This is a genomic window from Mucilaginibacter endophyticus (genome assembly GCF_003351025.1).
GTDB lineage: Bacteria > Bacteroidota > Bacteroidia > Sphingobacteriales > Sphingobacteriaceae > Mucilaginibacter > Mucilaginibacter endophyticus.
In genome coordinates, this window is the sequence record NZ_QPCG01000001.1 from 1,587,018 (window position 1) to 1,605,344 (window position 18,327).

11 protein-coding genes and 3 tRNA genes are annotated in these 18,327 nt (G+C 43.6%); 11 read left to right on the top strand and 3 right to left on the bottom strand.

Going from position 1 to position 18,327, the window contains the following annotated elements:
- Positions 1-164: 164 nt before the first annotated feature.
- From DUL71_RS06465 to DUL71_RS06475, 3 genes are read right to left on the bottom strand one after another with little or no spacing between them, the layout of a single operon-like run.
- Positions 165-338: a type II toxin-antitoxin system antitoxin gene (locus tag DUL71_RS06465; RefSeq protein ID WP_114937253.1), complete on the bottom strand. Its 174-nt coding sequence runs from the start codon at positions 336-338 to the stop codon at positions 165-167.
- Between the two features lies 1 nt (position 339).
- Positions 340-867, bottom strand: a complete 528-nt coding sequence (locus DUL71_RS06470) for a hypothetical protein (protein ID WP_114937254.1) — start codon at positions 865-867, stop codon at positions 340-342.
- Positions 868-871: 4 nt separating this feature from the next.
- Positions 872-1,729: an SPFH domain-containing protein gene (locus DUL71_RS06475; RefSeq protein WP_114937255.1), complete on the bottom strand. Its 858-nt coding sequence runs from the start codon at positions 1,727-1,729 to the stop codon at positions 872-874.
- Between the two features lie 114 nt (positions 1,730-1,843).
- Here DUL71_RS06475 and DUL71_RS06480 point away from each other — a divergent pair, with 114 nt between their 5' ends.
- The 11 genes from DUL71_RS06480 (at position 1,844) to ppsA (ending at position 18,209) form a co-directional block, all read left to right on the top strand.
- The gene (locus DUL71_RS06480) at positions 1,844-3,913 is read left to right on the top strand and encodes an HD family phosphohydrolase (RefSeq protein WP_114937494.1); all 2,070 of its coding nucleotides are present in this window, start codon (positions 1,844-1,846) and stop codon (positions 3,911-3,913) included.
- Positions 3,914-3,996: 83 nt separating this feature from the next.
- Positions 3,997-4,083, top strand: a tRNA-Ser gene (locus DUL71_RS06485).
- 83 nt (positions 4,084-4,166) lie between these two features.
- A tRNA-Ser gene (locus DUL71_RS06490) sits at positions 4,167-4,253 on the top strand.
- 83 nt (positions 4,254-4,336) lie between these two features.
- A tRNA-Ser gene (locus tag DUL71_RS06495) sits at positions 4,337-4,426 on the top strand.
- A gap of 219 nt (positions 4,427-4,645) precedes the next feature.
- Positions 4,646-9,208, top strand: a complete 4,563-nt coding sequence (locus tag DUL71_RS06500; RefSeq protein ID WP_114937256.1) for a DUF3320 domain-containing protein — start codon at positions 4,646-4,648, stop codon at positions 9,206-9,208.
- 21 nt (positions 9,209-9,229) lie between these two features.
- Positions 9,230-10,666, top strand: coding sequence for a DUF3863 domain-containing protein (locus DUL71_RS06505; RefSeq protein ID WP_114937257.1), 1,437 nt, complete (start codon positions 9,230-9,232; stop codon positions 10,664-10,666).
- 147 nt (positions 10,667-10,813) lie between these two features.
- Entirely contained in the window at positions 10,814-11,995 is a 1,182-nt protein-coding gene (locus DUL71_RS06510; protein WP_114937258.1) for a GAF domain-containing sensor histidine kinase, read from the top strand.
- 466 nt (positions 11,996-12,461) lie between these two features.
- Positions 12,462-13,790, top strand: a complete 1,329-nt coding sequence (locus DUL71_RS06515) for a hypothetical protein (RefSeq protein WP_114937259.1) — start codon at positions 12,462-12,464, stop codon at positions 13,788-13,790.
- A gap of 220 nt (positions 13,791-14,010) precedes the next feature.
- Entirely contained in the window at positions 14,011-14,442 is a 432-nt protein-coding gene (locus DUL71_RS06520; RefSeq protein WP_114937260.1) for a MarR family winged helix-turn-helix transcriptional regulator, read from the top strand.
- Between the two features lie 13 nt (positions 14,443-14,455).
- Complete coding sequence (locus DUL71_RS06525) at positions 14,456-15,466, top strand: phosphotransferase (RefSeq protein ID WP_114937261.1); 1,011 nt, start codon at positions 14,456-14,458, stop codon at positions 15,464-15,466.
- Positions 15,467-15,602: 136 nt separating this feature from the next.
- Positions 15,603-18,209 (top strand): phosphoenolpyruvate synthase, encoded by a 2,607-nt coding sequence (gene ppsA, locus DUL71_RS06530; protein ID WP_114937262.1) that lies wholly within the window; start codon positions 15,603-15,605, stop codon positions 18,207-18,209.
- Positions 18,210-18,327 lie beyond the last annotated feature (118 nt).

The following is an 18,327-nucleotide window of genomic DNA, read 5'->3' on the forward strand; positions in this document are numbered from 1 at the left end:
TATGCATGCATAATAAATTGATTTGAGGAGAGATTAGAGGTTGGAGATTAGAGATTAGTGATTTTGAGCATGCTGAAGCCATGATTTTTCCGGCAAAGGTTTAGTTCGTTATCCTGCTATTCCTTAATCTCGTCAATTTAGGCCTAACCTCTAACCTCCAATCACTAATCATCACTTTCCTTTTTCTTCTTAGTTCCCTTTTTACGGGCAAGCAGGGCTTGTTGCATCAGGTATTCGATCTGGCCATTGGTGCTTCTGAATTCTTCGGCAGCCCAGGTTTCAATCTCCTTCAACATATCCGGATTAATACGTAATACAAATGCTTTCTTCTCCGCCATATCAACTTGTGGCCGCAGCTTCGGCCTGTTTTAACAAAACTAAATTTATGCCCAGTAACGCCAATAAAGGTAGTTCTGGTACTTTTTTGATCATATCCGGATCGATTTTTATAATAAAAGGCTGTTTCCTGCTCCAAAGCTTGGTTTCAACACTTAGTATATCGCCCAACTGTTCGTTTACCCATGTATAGGTACGTGAAAGGATCTTTTTATTGTAAAATGTAACTGTAAGCCCATTGTTTAATTCCAGTGTTATCTTACGGCTCCAGATCTCAGGCGTTATTAAGCCCGTTTCCATGCCGTCGGGCTGTTCAATTATAAGTTTTCTGCCTACCCAGCTTTTGCGTTTCACTATCCAGCTTCCATTGGCAGTTTCCAATGTACAACTGCGTTTTAAAGAACCGGTATAGGTGAGCTTGCCATAGCTGAATTGCCCATCAGTAAGCTCATACCATGGTCGCCAAAAGCCATGCCTTAAAACAGGTAGTTCCTGTACACGCAAAAGATCAAAACTTCTGAACTGATCCATAGTATTAATGATATAAAGTGCCGGTATTAACAACCGGGTTAACGGCCTTATCCCCGCACAATACAACCAGCAGGTTACTCACCATAGCTGCTTTGCGTTCTTCATCAAGTTCTACAATGTTTTTTTCAGATAGTTTGTTCAGCGCCATTTCAACCATGCCAACCGCGCCTTCAACAATAAGCTTACGTGCAGCAATAATGGCCGATGCCTGTTGTACCTGTAACATGGAATGTGCAATTTCAGGAGCATATGCCAAATGCGAAATGCGGGCTTCTAACACCTCAATGCCGGCGCGGTCAAGCCTTTCGTTCAGTTCTTTCTCCAGCATAGTGCTTACCTGTTCTGCACCGCCACGCAGGGTAATGGCCGCGTTTTCATCTTCCAGGTTATCATAAGGAAATGAATTGGCCAGATGCCTTACCGCGGCCTCACTCTGGATGTTTACATATTGTATATAGTTTTCAACCGCGAATACAGCGGCGGCGGTATCCTTGATCTGCCATACAATAACGGCCGCAATTTCAATAGGGTTACCAATGCTATCGTTTACTTTCAATTGCTGCCCGTTAAGGTTAAAAGCCCTTAATGATACTTTTCTTTTTACAGTGAAAGGGTTTACCCAGAAAAAGCCGTCCTTTTTTACGGTGCCCAGGTACTTGCCGAAAAGGGTAAGCACTTTTGATTCGTTTGGGTTAACGACAACAAGTCCCGGGAGCAGAAAAACGAAACCTACGATAGCTAATATGGCCCCAATAGGTTCTTCACCGGCCCAAAAACAAAATGCGGCTACTGCCAGTAGTGCCAGAAATATAAAGAACACGGCAAAGCCGGATGGCGGGTTGATTGTTTTTTCGGTATTCATGATTTAAATTGATTTTAAAGTGATATCACAAAGATATCAAATTTGTTTTCTCAAAAGCAAGAAAAACTGCATATAACAGAAACTTATATTATTTTTGGCAGGTTAATTATTTACATGGCAAAACTATCCACTTCGCGCCAAAAGGCTTTACTGCGCAAATACGCCCGTAATGTTAAGTTTTTGATGATGCTGCTCAGTGTCATACTCATTGTTTATTTTTTACCGAAGCAGGCAAAATTTAGCTATGAGCACGAAAAAGGCAGGATCTGGAACCAAAAAGACCTGGTATCGCCCTATAATTTTGCCATATTAAAAACACCCCAGGAAATCATGGCCGATCAGAAATCGGCACTGGAAAGTATAACACCAATTTACCAGTTGGACGCGGCTATGCAAAACCAACAGATAGATGGTTTCAAGGCCGATCTGGAAATCAAATGGCATAATGCGGGTATTAACGATAAACTAAAACCAAAATATATTGCTGCAGGTGTTGATCTGCTTACAGAAATTTATCAAACCGGTGTTTTTAAACCGAATGCAAAATATCAGCAAAGCACAGAAAACTATCCCATAAGAATATTGGATAAAAATGTTGCAACTGATAAAAATACCAACGAGCTTTTCACTAAAGAAAAAGCACAGGCTTATTGTGATAAGGTGCTAAGTAAACATACCGATCTGGACAAGGCTTTCCTGCTCGATTTGATCAGTAACCGTCTTCAAAATAATCTTGCTTATGATAATAACCTTACCTCAAGACTGGAGAAAGAAGTTGTTGACGGCCTTTCGGTAACCCGTGGTATGGTGCAAAAAGGGGAGGTAATAGTTTATAAAGGTTCAGTAGTTAATGATGATGTTTATCAAAAGCTTGAATCATTTAAAAAAGCCTTTGAGGATAATGCGCGCGTTAACGGCAACCGGAACCTGGTATTGCTGGGGCAGTTTTTCCTGGTAGCCATTGCTTTATCGCTACTCATGATTTTTCTTTACCTTTTCCGTAAGGATATTTATGCCGATAACAGGCTGGTAAGTTTGATATTGCTGGTAATTACCGCCATGCTGGCCACTTTGTCGCTGGCTATCAAGCTACAGTTTCCTACCAATCTGTATTATATCCCTTACTGCATTGTACCAATCATCATCCGCATATTGTTTGATACGCGTTTGGCACTTGAAATTCATTTATTGGTGGTGTTGATTGCCGGCTTTTTTGTGCCGAATAGCTTTGAGTTTGCCTATTATGAGATCACGGCAGGCATGGTATCTATTTATAGTATTAAAAACCTGGTACGCAGGGAACAGTTCCTGATCTCGGCAGTGATCATCATCTTCACTTATTTTGTCGCGTTTTTAGGCATCACATTTATCCGTGAGGGTGATTTCATGAACATTGACTGGATGGACTTTTTGCCTTTTGTGGTTAGCGTACTGCTTACCCTGTTGGCTTATCCGCTTATTTACCTTTTCGAGAAGATATTTGCCATTACCTCTGAAATTACGCTTATTGAGCTTACTAATACCAACGCGCCATTGTTACGCGAGCTTGCCTTTAATGCTCCGGGTACCTTTCAGCATTCGTTACAGGTAGCTAATTTGGCCGAGAATGCCATTTATGCCGTTGGAGGAAATGCACTGCTGGTTAGGGCGGGTGCGCTTTATCACGACATTGGTAAAATGGAGAACCCGCTGTTCTTTATCGAAAACCAGAGCTCGGGTTTTAACCCGCATGATAAGCTGCCTTATGAGGAAAGTGCGCAGATCATCATCCGTCACGTGAGCAAGGGTATTGAAATGGCGCGTAAGGCTAATTTGCCCGAAGTTGTGATCGACTTTATACGTACCCATCATGGTAATACCCGTGTCGACTATTTTTACCAGTCGTCGTTGAAAAATTTTCCTGAAAAATTCATCAACGAGAATATTTTTCGGTATCCCGGGCCTATTCCTTTCACCAAAGAGGGGGCTGTTTTGATGCTTGCCGACTCGGTTGAGGCCGCTTCGCGCTCATTAAAAGAACCGGACGAGGAATCGATCAGTGTGCTGGTTGATCGCATCGTGAAATATAAGCTTGATCAAAATCAACTGAAAGACAGTAATATAACTTTAAAAGATATTGAAACTATTAAGGCTATTTTTAAGCGGATGCTGATGAGTATTTACCACGTTAGGATAGATTATTAGAAAATGATTTTTTTTTTTGACGGGAGGCTTGAATTACTATATTTGCAGTCCCTGAAAAACGGGACATAGCTGAAAAGCAAAACGGAGAGGTGCCTGAGAGGCCGAAAGGAACAGTTTGCTAAACTGTCGTACTGGAAACGGTACCGAGGGTTCGAATCCCTCCCTCTCCGCAAAAAGCCCAAAGAGGGCTTTTTTTATTTATGATGTCACGATTATAGCATTAAATTATTTGGTGCTGTAGATGGTGAAACCCGGAGAGATGCCTGAGAGGCCGAAAGGAACAGTTTGCTAAACTGTCGTACTGGAAACGGTACCGAGGGTTCGAATCCCTCCCTCTCCGCAAAAAGCCCAAAGAGGGCTTTTTTTATTTATGATGTCACGATTATAGCATTAAATTATTTGGTGCTGTAGATGGTGAAACCCGGAGAGATGCCTGAGAGGCCGAAAGGAACAGTTTGCTAAACTGTCGTACTGGAAACGGTACCGAGGGTTCGAATCCCTCTCTCTCCGCCAAGAAAAAGTTCACAAGTCGCGAAAGATTTTAAACTCATTGTTATAACTTAACAATGAGTTTTTTTATTCATAATAGTTAGCTTTGACTGCATTTATAAATTAGCATCCTGCTTCGTTTAAAGACATCTTCCCATAAGGCATAAATATTGTTACAAATGGCAACCGTATTGCAACTAACGGAAGTTTAAAAATTACTGTCCTTTTATTAGCTTTGAAAATATGCAGGAAACTATACAGTCCCGGTTAGCATCCTCCAGGAAGGAATTGCTCGACCTGGGACTTCGGAACCCTTTGCTGAATTATAAGCTCACCAAAGGTAAAGGCGTACATATCGCAGATGAAAAAGCGGAATATGTTTATGATATTTTAGTACGGCAGCAAAAAGCCATGACCTTTCTGGCGCTAAAGGAAGGGCAGCTTTTTCCGGAGGATGAGGGCAAATACCAGGACACCAGGCTGCAAACCGATGAGGATGAACAAAAACTCCAGACTCGGCTGCTAAATACCTATTATTTTGCAAGAACCAGCATTGAAGAGCAGGGCGTTAACCTGTTATACCTTGCATTAGGTATGCTGCATTGGTGTGATGCCGGGGACGCCGAAACATTACGTTCGGCACCGCTGGTGTTGGTACCGGTAAGCTTGGAACGGTCAAGCGCCCAGGAACGCTTCAGGTTACGTTATACCGGTGCCGAGATTGGTGCAAACCTGTCCCTTCAGGCCAAAATGAAAAGTGATTTTAATATCACTATACCCGACATGCCGGATGATGAAGAGTTTGTTTTTAACGATTATATTGCCGATATCCGGTCGCATATCGGGAAACAAGCCAATTGGTCGGTTAAACCTGATGCCATTGAGCTTGGCTTCTTTTCCTTCGGCAAATTTCTCATCTATAATGATTTGGATACCGATCAATGGCCAAAAACTGTAAAGCCGGAAAATCATCCTAATGTGCAGTCGCTTTTAGATAATGGGTTTCATGAAGATGTACCGGAGGATGAGCAGGACCTTGATGCTGATACCAAAGCTAACGAACTTTTCAGGGTGGTTGATGCTGATAGCTCTCAGTTAATGGCAATGCTGGCGGTACAGGAAGGCAGTAACCTGGTGATACAGGGGCCGCCGGGTACCGGTAAATCTCAAACTATCACTAATATTATTGCCAATGCCGTGGGGCAGGGGAAGAAAGTTTTATTCGTGGCCGAAAAAATGGCGGCGCTTGATGTAGTAAAACGAAGGCTGGATAATATTGATCTGGGTACGGTATGTCTTGAACTGCACAGCCATAAAACCAACAAACGAGATGTGTTGCAGGAAATAAAACGTGTTATGGATCTCGGTAAACCTCAAACCGCTAAGCTTGAACTCGAGATCAGGATGCTGGAGATTTACCGGGCCGAGCTTAATGATTATTGCCGTGCAATCAACAACCAGCTTTCAGGAAGCGGTTTAACCGCGCAGCAGGTAATCGGTTTTTTATTGCAGATTGATGGACTTGCCGCTGGCCGTAACTTGATTAAGCTGCCTATTGAAAATATGGCAGACTGGGATGCCGAAAAAGTTCGACTGGCCGAAGAATGGGCCGACCGTATACAGGCACGGCTTAAAGATATCGGAACGCCGTCCAACCTGATCTTTTACGGAACCGGGTTGATGGTGTTGCTCCCGCACGAAAAGGGAACAATTTTATCATATATGGAAGCCGCGCAGCAGGCAGTAAGCGAATTGTTAAGCTTATTGAATGGTATCCATGCAGGTACGGGTTTCGCAATTCCCTTGACAGACGAAGGTGTCCCCGCGTTAGAAGTGCTGTTGGAAAAAGCAGCTTCGGCACCAGATTTGAAAGAGCTAAATATCACAGATCCTATCTGGCGTACTAAGGCTGCCGATATCAAAGAGTTACTGGATACCGGCGAAGAACTTGAAAATTTATACCGGCAATATAAAGATACTTTTGTAGCCGAAGCATGGTCGCAGGATATCCTCGAGATTCGGCGTAATATCGTTAGCTACGGCGATAAATGGTATAAAATCTTCAATGGCGATTACCGCAAAAGCAAACAGCAACTGGCATCTTTATTAAAAATTACCTTACCGGATGATGCTTCTGAAAAACTCAGATTAGTAGATGCTATCTCGGAGGCACGCAGGCTGGAAAGTCAATTACAGCAATATGATGCCTTTGCGCTAAGTATTTTTGGTAACCGCTGGCTTAAACAACGTTCGGATTGGCGGTCATTACACGCGGCTGCTAACTATTTAGCGGGTATTAACGATCCGGTTTTATTAAGCTATCTAAGCAAGCTCGAATCGCCTGCGATAGCGGCCGATCATCTAAGCAAGCTCCGTAACGGGTTAAAAGTGAACAGTGAGCAGCGGGTTAGGGCATTGCTTGCGTTGAAATTGAATGCGTTTCCGAAAACTTATGCAGAGCAGGAACATACATGGAAAAGCTGGATAGCGCATTTTGGAGAGTTGCAATTGGCTATCGATTGGAACCAGCTTTGTGCGCAGGCCGACAAAGAAGGTTTATCGTTCCTGACCACACTGGCCGCAAACTGGGACGAAGCCAGGGATTTGCTAAAGATCAGCCTGCAGAAAACCTGGTATGAGTATTTGATAGAACAGGCTTTTAGAACCAGTCCGGAAATTACCAAGTTCGAGCGGGCCAGTCATGAAGAGGTTATAGCTAAGTTTAAAAAGCTTGATCAGGTTAATCTTTATTATAACAGGGCAGTAGTGGCGCTTAGGCATTGGGAAGGTTTGCCCAAAAACGGCGCCGGTGGGCAGGTAAATACCCTTAAAACCGAATTCAACAAAAAAGCACGGCACATGCCAATTCGTAAACTGGTAGAAGAGGCGGGCAAAGCCATGCAGGCTGTTAAACCGGTGTGGATGATGAGCCCTATGTCTATAGCCAACTTTTTGCCGCCGGGCGCTATCGACTTTGACCTGGTTGTTTTTGACGAAGCCAGCCAGGTGCGACCGGTAGATGCTATCGGAGCCATTGCGCGCGGTAAACAATTAGTGGTAGTGGGTGATACCCGCCAGTTGCCTCCAACCAGCTTTTTTGATAAGTTGAATACCGATATTGAGGAAGAAGAGAACGTTACGGCAGATATGCAAAGTATTTTGGGGATGTGCGACGGGCAGGGAGCTCCTACCCGCATGCTCAAATGGCATTACCGCAGTCAGCACGAATCGCTGATCACGTTATCTAACCATGAATTTTACGAGGATAAGCTGGTGATATTTCCAAGTCCGGGTTCAAGACAGAACCTTGGCTTACGTTTTAATCATTTGCCCGATGCTGTTTATGACCGTGGTAAAACGCGCAGCAATCCCTTAGAGGCGCAGGCCGTTGCCAAAGCGGTAATAGCACATGCCGGCAAATATCCTGCACAAAGTCTTGGTGTAGTTGCATTCAGCACAGCCCAGGCGCAAGCTATACAGGCGGCGCTTGAAATTGAGCGAAAGGCTAACCCCGCAACGGAAAGTTTTTTTGCCGGGCGACCGGATGAACCGTTCTTTATCAAAAACCTTGAAAATGTACAAGGGGACGAGCGGGATGTCATCCTGATCAGTATTGGCTATGGCCGTACAGAAGATGGCAAAATACCAATGAACTTCGGCCCGCTGAATAACGAAGGCGGCGAACGGAGATTGAATGTTTTGATTACAAGGGCCAAGATGCGCTGCGAAGTGTTTACCAATATCACTGCTGAAGACATCAAAACGGGTGAGTCAGCACGCTTCGGTATCCGTGCACTCAAAAGCTTCCTGTATTTTGCGCAGCACGCCAAATTTGATAAGCCTGAGACGTTTATCCCGCAAGAGATCAGACCGTTTGAAGAAGAAGTAGCACAACAACTCAAAAAAGCCGGTTACATTGTGCGGGACCGTGTGGGCTCTCCAGGTTTCTATCTGGATTTGGCTGTTGTTGATCCTGAAAATCCGGGCCGTTATATTTTAGGACTTATATGTGATGGTAAGGCTTATGACAGTGCGGCATCAGCAACAGATCGCGACCGTTTAAGGGGGCAGGTGTTGGAGCTGTTTGGCTGGAATTTATACCAGGTATGGAGTACCGACTGGTACCGCAACCCGGCACGTGAATTGAACCGCTTACTTAGCGCTATTGAAGCAGCTAAACATTCAACCGAAAGTAATGATGTGGAGGCCGATATTTTACCGGATGAGATCCGCCGGGAAGCCATACCCGAAGCCGCTCCTGTGGTTCAGGAATACAAGTTGGTAGATATTCACATTGAACATCTTCGCGACGAATTTCAGCTATATACTTTCGCCGAATTGGGGAACTGGATCTCGGAGGTTGTACAGGTAGAAAGCCCGGTTCATTTCGATGAAATGGCCAAGCGGATCACCGAAGCAGCCGGGATAGCCAAAATGGGGTCGAGGATCCGTTACACGCTAACACAAGCCCTTCAACAAGCTAAAGATGAAGGCAGGGTGATTGTTAAAGATGATTTTTTGTGGGCGCCGGAAATGGAGCGGCCCATTGTGCGCGACCGGAGTAAGTTACCATCTGCCTATAAAAAAATAGCACTGATAGCGCCCGAAGAAATTTATGAGGCCATTAGGGATGTGGTGCGTGGTGCTATTTCAATTACCGAGGAAGATGCCTTGCCGTTAGTAGCCAAACAATTGGGCTTTGCCAGGCTTACTGAAGAAATGCGTCAGCAGCTTTCTGAAGCGATAGGAAAAACAATTCAGTCCGGGATCTTAACTTTTGAAGGCGTCAACCTGAAGCTGGCATAAGCCGGTCTATATTTCTGCTAAATGGAAAGAAGAACTTTTTTTAAGAATACATTGCTTGGCGGTGCCGCGGTATTGGCTAATCCCTTAATCGGGAAAGCTGATTCCTTAGGTTTCCTGACCGGAAATCCTCCTACATCTTTAATGGGCAACCGTTTTGTAACTTTTTGTATCATGATCCGCACTTCGCCATGGGAGGTATCGCGGGATGTGAAGCTGATCAAACGTGATGAAGGTTTTGCGCATACGCTGGAAGTTGTGCAGCGTTTAAGGGAAACTTTTGCGAAGAATGTACCTGGAGGGCGGCTAACCTGGGGCTTTACGTTAAACGCACTTGAAGATAACCGCCAGAATTATGTAGATATCCGCAATTATGCCGCGGAGTGTCAGCTTAAATTTGGTGATGAGGTCTCTTATTTTCCGGGATATTTCCCCGCCATGTACCTACCCCGGCACCGTGTAAACCAGGAGATGACCGAGGCATTGCAGCGTATAACTGCAATGGTTGGTAAGGGATATCGCCCCAAAAGCGTAATGGGAGGTTTTTTATCTGCTGATAACCTGGCTTATCTGGCCGAAAAGGAAAATATCCATGTGGCACATGCAGTGATCTGGAGCCAGCATGAAACTGATGGCGGCGGTGCGGATGGATCTCCGTCGTATCCGTTCTATCCATCAAAAGAACACTTTTGTAAGCCCGCACAAGGTAAAAGTGATTTTATTGATTGTGTAAATCTGGATGGCTGGAGTGTCGACTTTTTGTGCGCGCTCCAAAGCGGAAATGTATGGGGAACAACACCTTTTAATGGCGCTGCAAGTCGCCGTGGCGTTGGTCCGATAGAGAGTTATGGCGATTGGGGGCTGGAGATTGGGCATCTTTCGGTTATGCATACGCAGTCTATCCATTTTGACCGCGGGTTTGAACTTAACGGTTTCGGCTGGATCCCCAACATATGGGAGGCCGCCCTGGTTAAAATAGCCGAACGTAAAAATTGGGATGACACGCTGGCCTACCGGGCATTGGAGAAATGGACAAGTGCCACAGTGCAGCGCTGGCCCGATGTGAAGTTCGTAACCTTTGGAGAGTATGGCGAGCTGTGGCGCAGCCAATACCGGGATAATAGCCGCTGGAACTATAGGTTTGAAGAAAGAGGACTTGGTATAGGCAATTCCTGGGGCAATCAGGAAATCAAGTGGTATATGAATAAGGAGTTTCGCCTGGCAACGCTAAGGAACTGGCATAAAAATACACCGGAAATGGTTGTAGATTTTACGCGCTACGATCTGCCTGCAAAAGAACCGGCCGATCCATCGCCGGAAAAGCCGGTAAAAGACTGGAGTTTGATGAACCGGATCAACCAGAAAGGTGTAAGGCCCCAGGATACACCGGTTTTATTATCGGACCTGAAGAATGACGAAAAAGATATGATTGCAAGGCATTATCCAGAGCTGTTTAAATAGGGTTATTAAGTTTAGACCTAAGCTGTCTTACAGAATAATCGAAGTTTTTAAAAGAAATCAAAATGGTGTATTGTATTTATTAGGTATTTTATGAAGTATTTAATTAATAAATAATATATTAGCTTTAGAGAAACCTACAACCGCTTTATGGACAACGTTTATGGAATTAACCTGATACCGGATAATGATGCGGAACGAGTTGCCGCGCTTGACCGTTACCAAATATTTAATTCACACCGAGAAAAAGCCTTCGATAGCATATGTGAGCTTGCATGCGAATTGTTCTCATGCCCGATCAGTCATATTTCGTTTTTGAATTCTGATACAGAGTTTATTAAAGCCGAAGTGGGCCTGAACGGTATTCAATATGTAAGTCGTAATGAAGGTTTTTGCGCTGTAGCCATTTTGCAGCCTGATTTGCTCCTGGTTGAAGATACTCATCAACATGAACTTTTTGTTAATCACCCTTATGTTACAGATAAACTGCGAATCCGTTTTTATGCCGGAGCGCCCATCATTACTCCCGACGGTTATATCATAGGTACGTTATGTTTGATTGATACGGAGCCGCGATCTATTTCAGAAAAGGAAAAGAAATTATTAAAAAAGCTCGCAGTTGTGGCGATGGAGCAAACGCAGCTAAGGGCCGAAAATCTTGCACTGCTTCAGCAACGGGACGAATTTATTGCCGTAGCCAGCCACGAGATGCGAACCCCGGTAACAGCGTTAAAGGCTGCGGTACAGATTTTACATACCCATCAGGATGACGGCACTGTAGCCCTGCAAAAAGCTATGATAGAGCAGGCCAACAGAAGCGTAAACAAATTGGCTTTCCTGGTAAACGACTTATTTGACGCCAGCAGACTTGCAGCGCGTAAATACAGTTTAAACAAAACGTATTTTGATTTAGGCAAACTCATTAATCATTGTTGTGATTTGCTTAAGGTTTCGGGTAAACACGAGCTGGATATTGAAGGTGATTTATCTGTTCGGGTTGTTGCCGACGAGGAAAGGGTAGAACAGGTACTTGTTAACCTTATAGAAAATGCAATGAAATATGCCCCGGACTCCAGGATAATTTTAATCCGGATTTCCCGGTGGTCGGATCATGTCCGCGTTGAGGTATCAGATAATGGGCCCGGCATTGATTCTGATCAGCTGCCGCATATATTCAAGCGCTATTTTCGTTCTGAGAACGGAGCCCCTCAGGCCGGTCTTGGATTAGGCTTATACATAAGCTCCGAAATTGTTAAACAACACGGTGGCGAAATTGGTGTTGAAAGCGAGCAGGGCAGGGGGAGCAATTTTTGGTTTACATTACCTGTTTAAATCCTTGGATTTTAGACGTATCTGGTAATTAATCTGTCATTTATTAATGACGTTTTTTATTTGATATTAGCTTCAAAGGTTTGTCTCTTATTGCCAAATAAGGTAATTATAATGTTGGCTGATAATAAAAAGACTTTTGTTGTCTAACTTTTTATCATATCAAATAAAACGCTACTTTTATGCAATCAAAACCTTATTCACATGCGCAAATCTCAAAAGTTATTTTCGAGCTATTTTTTTGACTATGGCCGACCTTAGAACCAGATAAGGTTAGGAATTATCATTCTTTTACATTTCATCAAACACTTATTGAAACAGAAATTGTCTCCACTCACCTTTAGCAGTGTGGCACTCGCTAAGCATCATTGAACAGCGAATGAAAAGCATTATCCTTCTGCGGAAAGTGGCTATTTCCTTAATAATTAAAAACCTCACAATTTTCTCATAAAGCAATAAAATTTAAGCAATGCGTAAGTTAATCTTAACCGGTACCCTCATTTTAGGAACTTTAGGTAGCGTGTTTGCCCAACAATGGGCCACAAACGGCGATCATATCAGCAATACTAATGTCGGCAGTGTCGTTGTAGGTACTACCGCCCCGCTCACTATCAATAGTGCGGCCGCTCTTTTTCCCGGGGTTACGCCCAAATTTAATATTGTAACCGGACAGGGTATTACTCCTTTTTCCGAATTGGTAACTATGTATCACCAGGGAGTGAATGCAGACGCTGTTCAGCGGCAGATGGGTTTTCTAATGAAACTTTCTAACGAAGCACCTACGGAAACCAACAAAATGGGGGGGATGATACTTGAAAGCAGTAACCCTTATGGAAATACGCCATCACTTAGTTTGATAACCGGTAACGTCCGCCGCCTTTCCATAGACTATAATGGTAATGTGGGTATAGGTACTGCAACACCGACGTCTTCTCTTGAGGTTAACGGCACCGGACGCTTTACCGGTAGTAATCCTACTGGAGGAGTTGGAGCCGGAGTTGAAGTATTTTATTATCCAACGAGCGGAGGTTATTTTCAGGCTTATGACCGTGCAGCAACTACTTTTCTTCCGGTCAACATCCAGGGCAGCAGTATTAATTTCAGTAATATTGGTACAGCCCCTTCAAATCCATCATTGATTATAAAGGGGGGGAATGTGGGTGTCGGCACAACAGCCCCGGTTTCTAATTTTCAGGTAAATAACAATTCTGCAAAATTTAGTGCCGGTAACGCTGCAGGTGTTAACCTTGCCTACGGTACATCATATATGGGATTCAATGCCGCCCGCAGCGGGAGTGGCTCAAATGCAAGTTGGATAATTGACAGCGATAACGTTAATAATGGCGGGGGAGTTATTTACGGAGATCTTGCCGGAAATATTTACTTCGCCCCTTTACCTACTACGGGCGGTACACAAAAAACGCTTACCGACCTCGATATTAAGAGTAGTATTACATTTAAAGTTGGTGCTAACGGTGTAACCTATGCAAAAGCGGTTTCTGTGCAAACAACCGGTTGGCCCGACTATGTGTTTAAAAAAGACTACAAGCTTCCGGAGCTAAATTCCGTGAAACAGTTTATCAGCGAAAATCAGCACCTCCCTGAAATGCCATCGGCTCAGCAAATTGAAAAAGACGGACAAAACCTTGGCGAAATGAATAAGCTGTTATTGAAGAAGGTAGAAGAACTAACACTTTACCTGATTGATCTGAAATCGGAAATGAAGGAAAAGGATGATCAATTACGTTCCCTTCAGAAACGGGTGAGCCAACTGGAAAAGCCAGTGTCAAATAAATAAATATCGGGTAAGAGAAGATGCTTTGAACTTGCCGGTTAAGTTCATTAATCGGAAACGGCTCAGATGTGCGAATGGATTTTAAATGAATTTCTACATCTGAGCTGTGTTGTAAAGTTATAACCTCAATTATATTCTTCGTTTTAGCAATGTTTTTAATTTATTAATTCCGTGCTTTAATGAAATATATTTATACTTGTAAAATCATTGAGTAATCAAGTATATGTCGGTAATTAATCCATCGCTCAAAACCCTAATAAACCTTGCGAAAGTGCAAGCCGTTATGGCCCGCAGGTTTGACCGTCTGAACGTGCATGGCATTGGATTTACCGAATTTGTGATCCTCTATCTTTTGCAGCAATCGGCAGACGGAAAGGCACGGAGAATTGATTTAGCAGATAAAATTGGGATAACCGCTTCCGGGATAACTCGCATGCTGTTGCCAATGGAAAAAATAGGATTGGTAACCCGCGAAGCCAATGAGCGTGATGCAAGGGTAAGTTATGTAGTACTTACCCCTGCCGGCAAGCAATTGTTTACAGATGCAGAAAAGACAGCCAATGCCCTTGCGCTTGAAATTATACCCGCTAAAGAATCAAAAGATATTACTTCGTTAACAAATATCCTCGCCAAACTTGGCGGTAATATCACCTAATTGCCTGTTACAAATGCAAACACTAAATTCCATTATCCCTGCCTCAAGTTTATTAGCAGTTGAAAGCGCGTTATTACAGACTTTTGGTACAACTACAGTAGCGGAAATAATATTATTAGCTGGCGGATTATCAGCATCCTCAGTATTTAAAATTGTGGTTAACGATCAACCCTACATTTTAAAAATAGATAGCTCTCCCGTAGTTGTTGATGGTCAAAATATCAGCTGTATGGAAGTTGCCGCTCAAGCAGGCATTGCTCCGCCCGTTTATTATTTGAACAGGGTAGCAGGGGTAACCATTACGGGCTTTATAAAAAACATGCCATTGCAGGCTATTTATAAGTCGCCTGAATTTTTGTTGCCCGAAATCGCCAAAACGATCAGACGAATACATGGGTTGCCGGCTTTGCCAACCGGGAATAGTTTAGCAGATACTGTGGATGGGCTTATCGTTCAGTTTAGAACTTCGGGAATGTTAACGGGAGCGGCTTTTGATGAGGGTTTTGCTTATTACGACGAAATTAGAAAACATTACCCATGGAATGATGCTGATAAGGTTTTTAGTCATAATGACCTTAACCCTAACAACATGGTTTTTGATGGTGAAAAAATATGGATTATTGATTGGGACGCAGCTTTTACAAACGACCGCTACGTTGACCTGGCTATAACAGCAAATTTTTATGTTTCTAATGACGAACATGAAAATATTTTCCTTGAAACCTACTTTGGCGACAGTTTAACAGATTATCATAGGGCACGTTTCTTTCTGATGCGCCAAATATGCAGGTTGGTTTATGCTATGTTAATGTTTAAACTGGTATATATGTCAAATAGCGGTACAGCTCATGATCCGGATATGGAGGGCATCAGCCTGAAAAATGTAAAAGAAAAATTAGGCACGGGAGAGATAAGCCTTGCTGCTTACAAAGGCCAATTACTATTTGGTAAAGCTTTGATTAATGAAGCGCTGAACAGTATGCAATCCCCACGATTTGCCTCATCTATTGCCGAAATGATTTAAGATTTCTTCCGCTTTGTTGTAAAGATAACGTGTTGTTTGCATGCTTATTGCGTGTGAAAAAATATACTTCAAAAGCCTGTAAAAGTTATCACAGGCTCATTATTTTCGGCTTGTTAATCAAACTAACAGGAAAAGTATGGGCTATTATGTGATCGGTTTTCAGGATGCAGATATTTCAAAACTTGCCTTGATTGGCGGCAAGGGGGCTAATTTGGGCGAGCTGTCGGGGATTGAAGAAATTGAAGTACCTGACGGCTTCTGCATTACCACGGAAGCCTATAAAATCATAACGGAAAACAATCTGGAGTTTAATGATCTGTTGAGTCAGCTATCACATGCCAAAGCCGATGATAGAGGAATTATTAATGAGATCAGCACAAAGATTCGGGCTGTAATTCAAACAGGACCTGTTCCCAAAGCTGTAGCTGAAGAAGTCGCCTGCTATCTCTCAAAGTTTGATGAAAATACCGCGTTTGCTGTACGTTCAAGTGCTACTGCGGAAGACTTACCTACGGCCTCTTTTGCCGGGCAACAGGATACTTATTTAAATGTCATTGGGAAGACCGCTATCCTTAAACACATTAGTAAGTGTTGGGCATCATTATTTACCAATAGGGCGGTAACCTATCGTATTCAAAACGGCTTTGATCACCGTACAGTTCGGCTCGCAGTAGTTGTTCAGCAAATGGTTTTTCCGCAGGCATCGGGGATTTTATTCACTGCCGATCCTGTTAACGGTAACCGGAAGATACTTTCTGTTGATGCAGGCTTTGGGCTTGGAGAGGCCATGGTATCTGGCCTGGTGAATGCCGACAACTATAAAGTTCGCGATGGCAACGTCATCGGCAAAAAGATCCCGGCTAAGCAGCTGGCTGTTTATGCTTTAAAAGATGGCGGTACCGAAGAGCAGGGGATTGAACCCGAGTTGCAGCATGATCAGGTGCTGACGGATAAGCAAATTTCACAACTGAACATCATCGGCCGAATAATCGAAAAGCACTTCAACAATCCGCAGGATATTGAATGGTGCATGGCTAATGATACTTTCTACATTGTACAAAGCAGGCCGATTACCAAGCTATATCCTGTTCCTGATATTAACGACGGAAAGAATCACGTTTTCATATCCGTAGGTCACCAGCAAATGATGACCGATGCTATGAGGCCTTTAGGGCTATCTTTATGGCAGCTAACAGCCGCCCGGCCAATGTATAAAGCTGGTGGAAGATTGTTTGTTGATGTAACCGATAGCCTGGCTTCTGCAACGGGCCGGGCAACTTTGTTAAAAGCGATGGGGCAGCATGATCCGCTGATAAAAGATGCGTTGACAACAATTATAGCGCGTGGCGATTTTGTAAAGGTTTTACCGGAAGAACAACAAGATACAGTTAAAAGCAAACAGGTTACGGCAACCTGGGCACAGCCGCCGCAATTAGCTAATGACCCGGCAATTGCTGCCGAATTGATCCGGAACAGTCAGTCATCCCTGGCTACATTAAAGCAAACTATTCAAGCCAGGTCAGGAACTGATCTGTTTGATTTTATCCTGGAAGATCTTCAGGAAATGAGGAAAGAACTATTTGCCCCGCAAAGCATTGCTGCTATTATGGCTGGCATGAATGCCGCGTTATGGATCAATGAAAACATGCAGGAGTGGTTGGGCGAAAAGAATGCCGCGGATATACTTTCACAATCGGTAACAAACAATATCACCTCAGAAATGGGCCTTGAGCTACTGGATGTTGCCGATGTAATCCGTCCTTATCCGGAAGTAATTAATTATCTGCAACAGGCAAAAGGTGACTTTCTGGATGAATTGACAAAGCTTAACGGCGGACAAGAATCTTTGGCTGCCATCAATTCCTATCTTGATAAATACGGAATGCGTTGTGCCGGCGAAATTGATATTACCAAAGCCCGCTGGATGGAAAAGCCGGTTACGCTTGTCCCTATGATCCTCAATAATATTAAAAATTTTGAGCCTGGCGCAGGCAAACAAAAATTTGAAATGGGGTTACAAGCGGCTTTAAGAAAAGAGCAGGAGTTGATGGAGCGATTGAAACAATTGCCGGATGGAGATCAAAAAGCAGAAGAAACAAGACAAAAGATCGGGTTGATCAGGAATTTTGCCGGGTATCGCGAATATCCAAAATATAGCATAGTTAGCCGGCTGTGGGTTTATAAGCATGCATTGCTGAAACAAGCCGAACTGCTCGTGCAAGCCGGTATTATACCCCAGGAAGAGGATATTTATTACCTCAGTTTTGAAGAGTTTAGAGAAGTTATAAGCGTGGGCAAACTGGATTATGAACTTATCCATCAACGCAAAATTGAGCACCAACTGCATGAAAAGCTAAGCCCGCCGCGGGTTATTACATCCGATGGTGAAATTATTTCAGGTAAGTATAACCGTGAAAATCTTCCTGGCGGGGCTACGGTTGGTTTAGCTGTTTCTGCCGGGGTTATTGAGGGGAGGGCACGGGTTATCTTAAACATGGAAAATGCCGACCTGGAGGAGGGTGATATATTGATCACCACGTTTACTGATCCCAGCTGGACACCCTTATTTGTATCTATAAAAGGCCTTGTTACTGAAGTTGGTGGCCTGATGACCCATGGCGCCGTTATAGCCCGCGAATATGGCTTACCGGCAGTAGTGGGAGTGGAGAATGCCACTAAACTAATCAAAGACGGACAGCGGATCAGGGTTAATGGAACGGATGGTTTTGTGGAGATACTGTGAGGCGAAATAGCCATGGGAAAAGGATAAGAGCAGGTGTCATTCAACTTCACCGCTAAAAAAGGTGCTTTTACCGATTAACCTTGTTGCTTAACCTGTTTGTGATTGCCCTGCATATAGC

What these genes read in the sequence shown, in the direction of transcription:
- DUL71_RS06465 (WP_114937253.1), bottom strand. Translation starts at nt 338, where the DNA reads ATGGCGGAGAAGAAAGCATTTGTATTACGTATTAATCCGGATATGTTG.
- DUL71_RS06470 (WP_114937254.1), bottom strand. Translation starts at nt 867, where the DNA reads ATGGATCAGTTCAGAAGTTTTGATCTTTTGCGTGTACAGGAACTACCT.
- DUL71_RS06475 (WP_114937255.1), bottom strand. Translation starts at nt 1,729, where the DNA reads ATGAATACCGAAAAAACAATCAACCCGCCATCCGGCTTTGCCGTGTTC.
- DUL71_RS06480 (WP_114937494.1), top strand. Translation starts at nt 1,844, where the DNA reads ATGGCAAAACTATCCACTTCGCGCCAAAAGGCTTTACTGCGCAAATAC.
- DUL71_RS06500 (WP_114937256.1), top strand. Translation starts at nt 4,646, where the DNA reads ATGCAGGAAACTATACAGTCCCGGTTAGCATCCTCCAGGAAGGAATTG.
- DUL71_RS06505 (WP_114937257.1), top strand. Translation starts at nt 9,230, where the DNA reads ATGGAAAGAAGAACTTTTTTTAAGAATACATTGCTTGGCGGTGCCGCG.
- DUL71_RS06510 (WP_114937258.1), top strand. Translation starts at nt 10,814, where the DNA reads ATGGACAACGTTTATGGAATTAACCTGATACCGGATAATGATGCGGAA.
- DUL71_RS06515 (WP_114937259.1), top strand. Translation starts at nt 12,462, where the DNA reads ATGCGTAAGTTAATCTTAACCGGTACCCTCATTTTAGGAACTTTAGGT.
- DUL71_RS06520 (WP_114937260.1), top strand. Translation starts at nt 14,011, where the DNA reads ATGTCGGTAATTAATCCATCGCTCAAAACCCTAATAAACCTTGCGAAA.
- DUL71_RS06525 (WP_114937261.1), top strand. Translation starts at nt 14,456, where the DNA reads ATGCAAACACTAAATTCCATTATCCCTGCCTCAAGTTTATTAGCAGTT.
- ppsA (WP_114937262.1), top strand. Translation starts at nt 15,603, where the DNA reads ATGGGCTATTATGTGATCGGTTTTCAGGATGCAGATATTTCAAAACTT.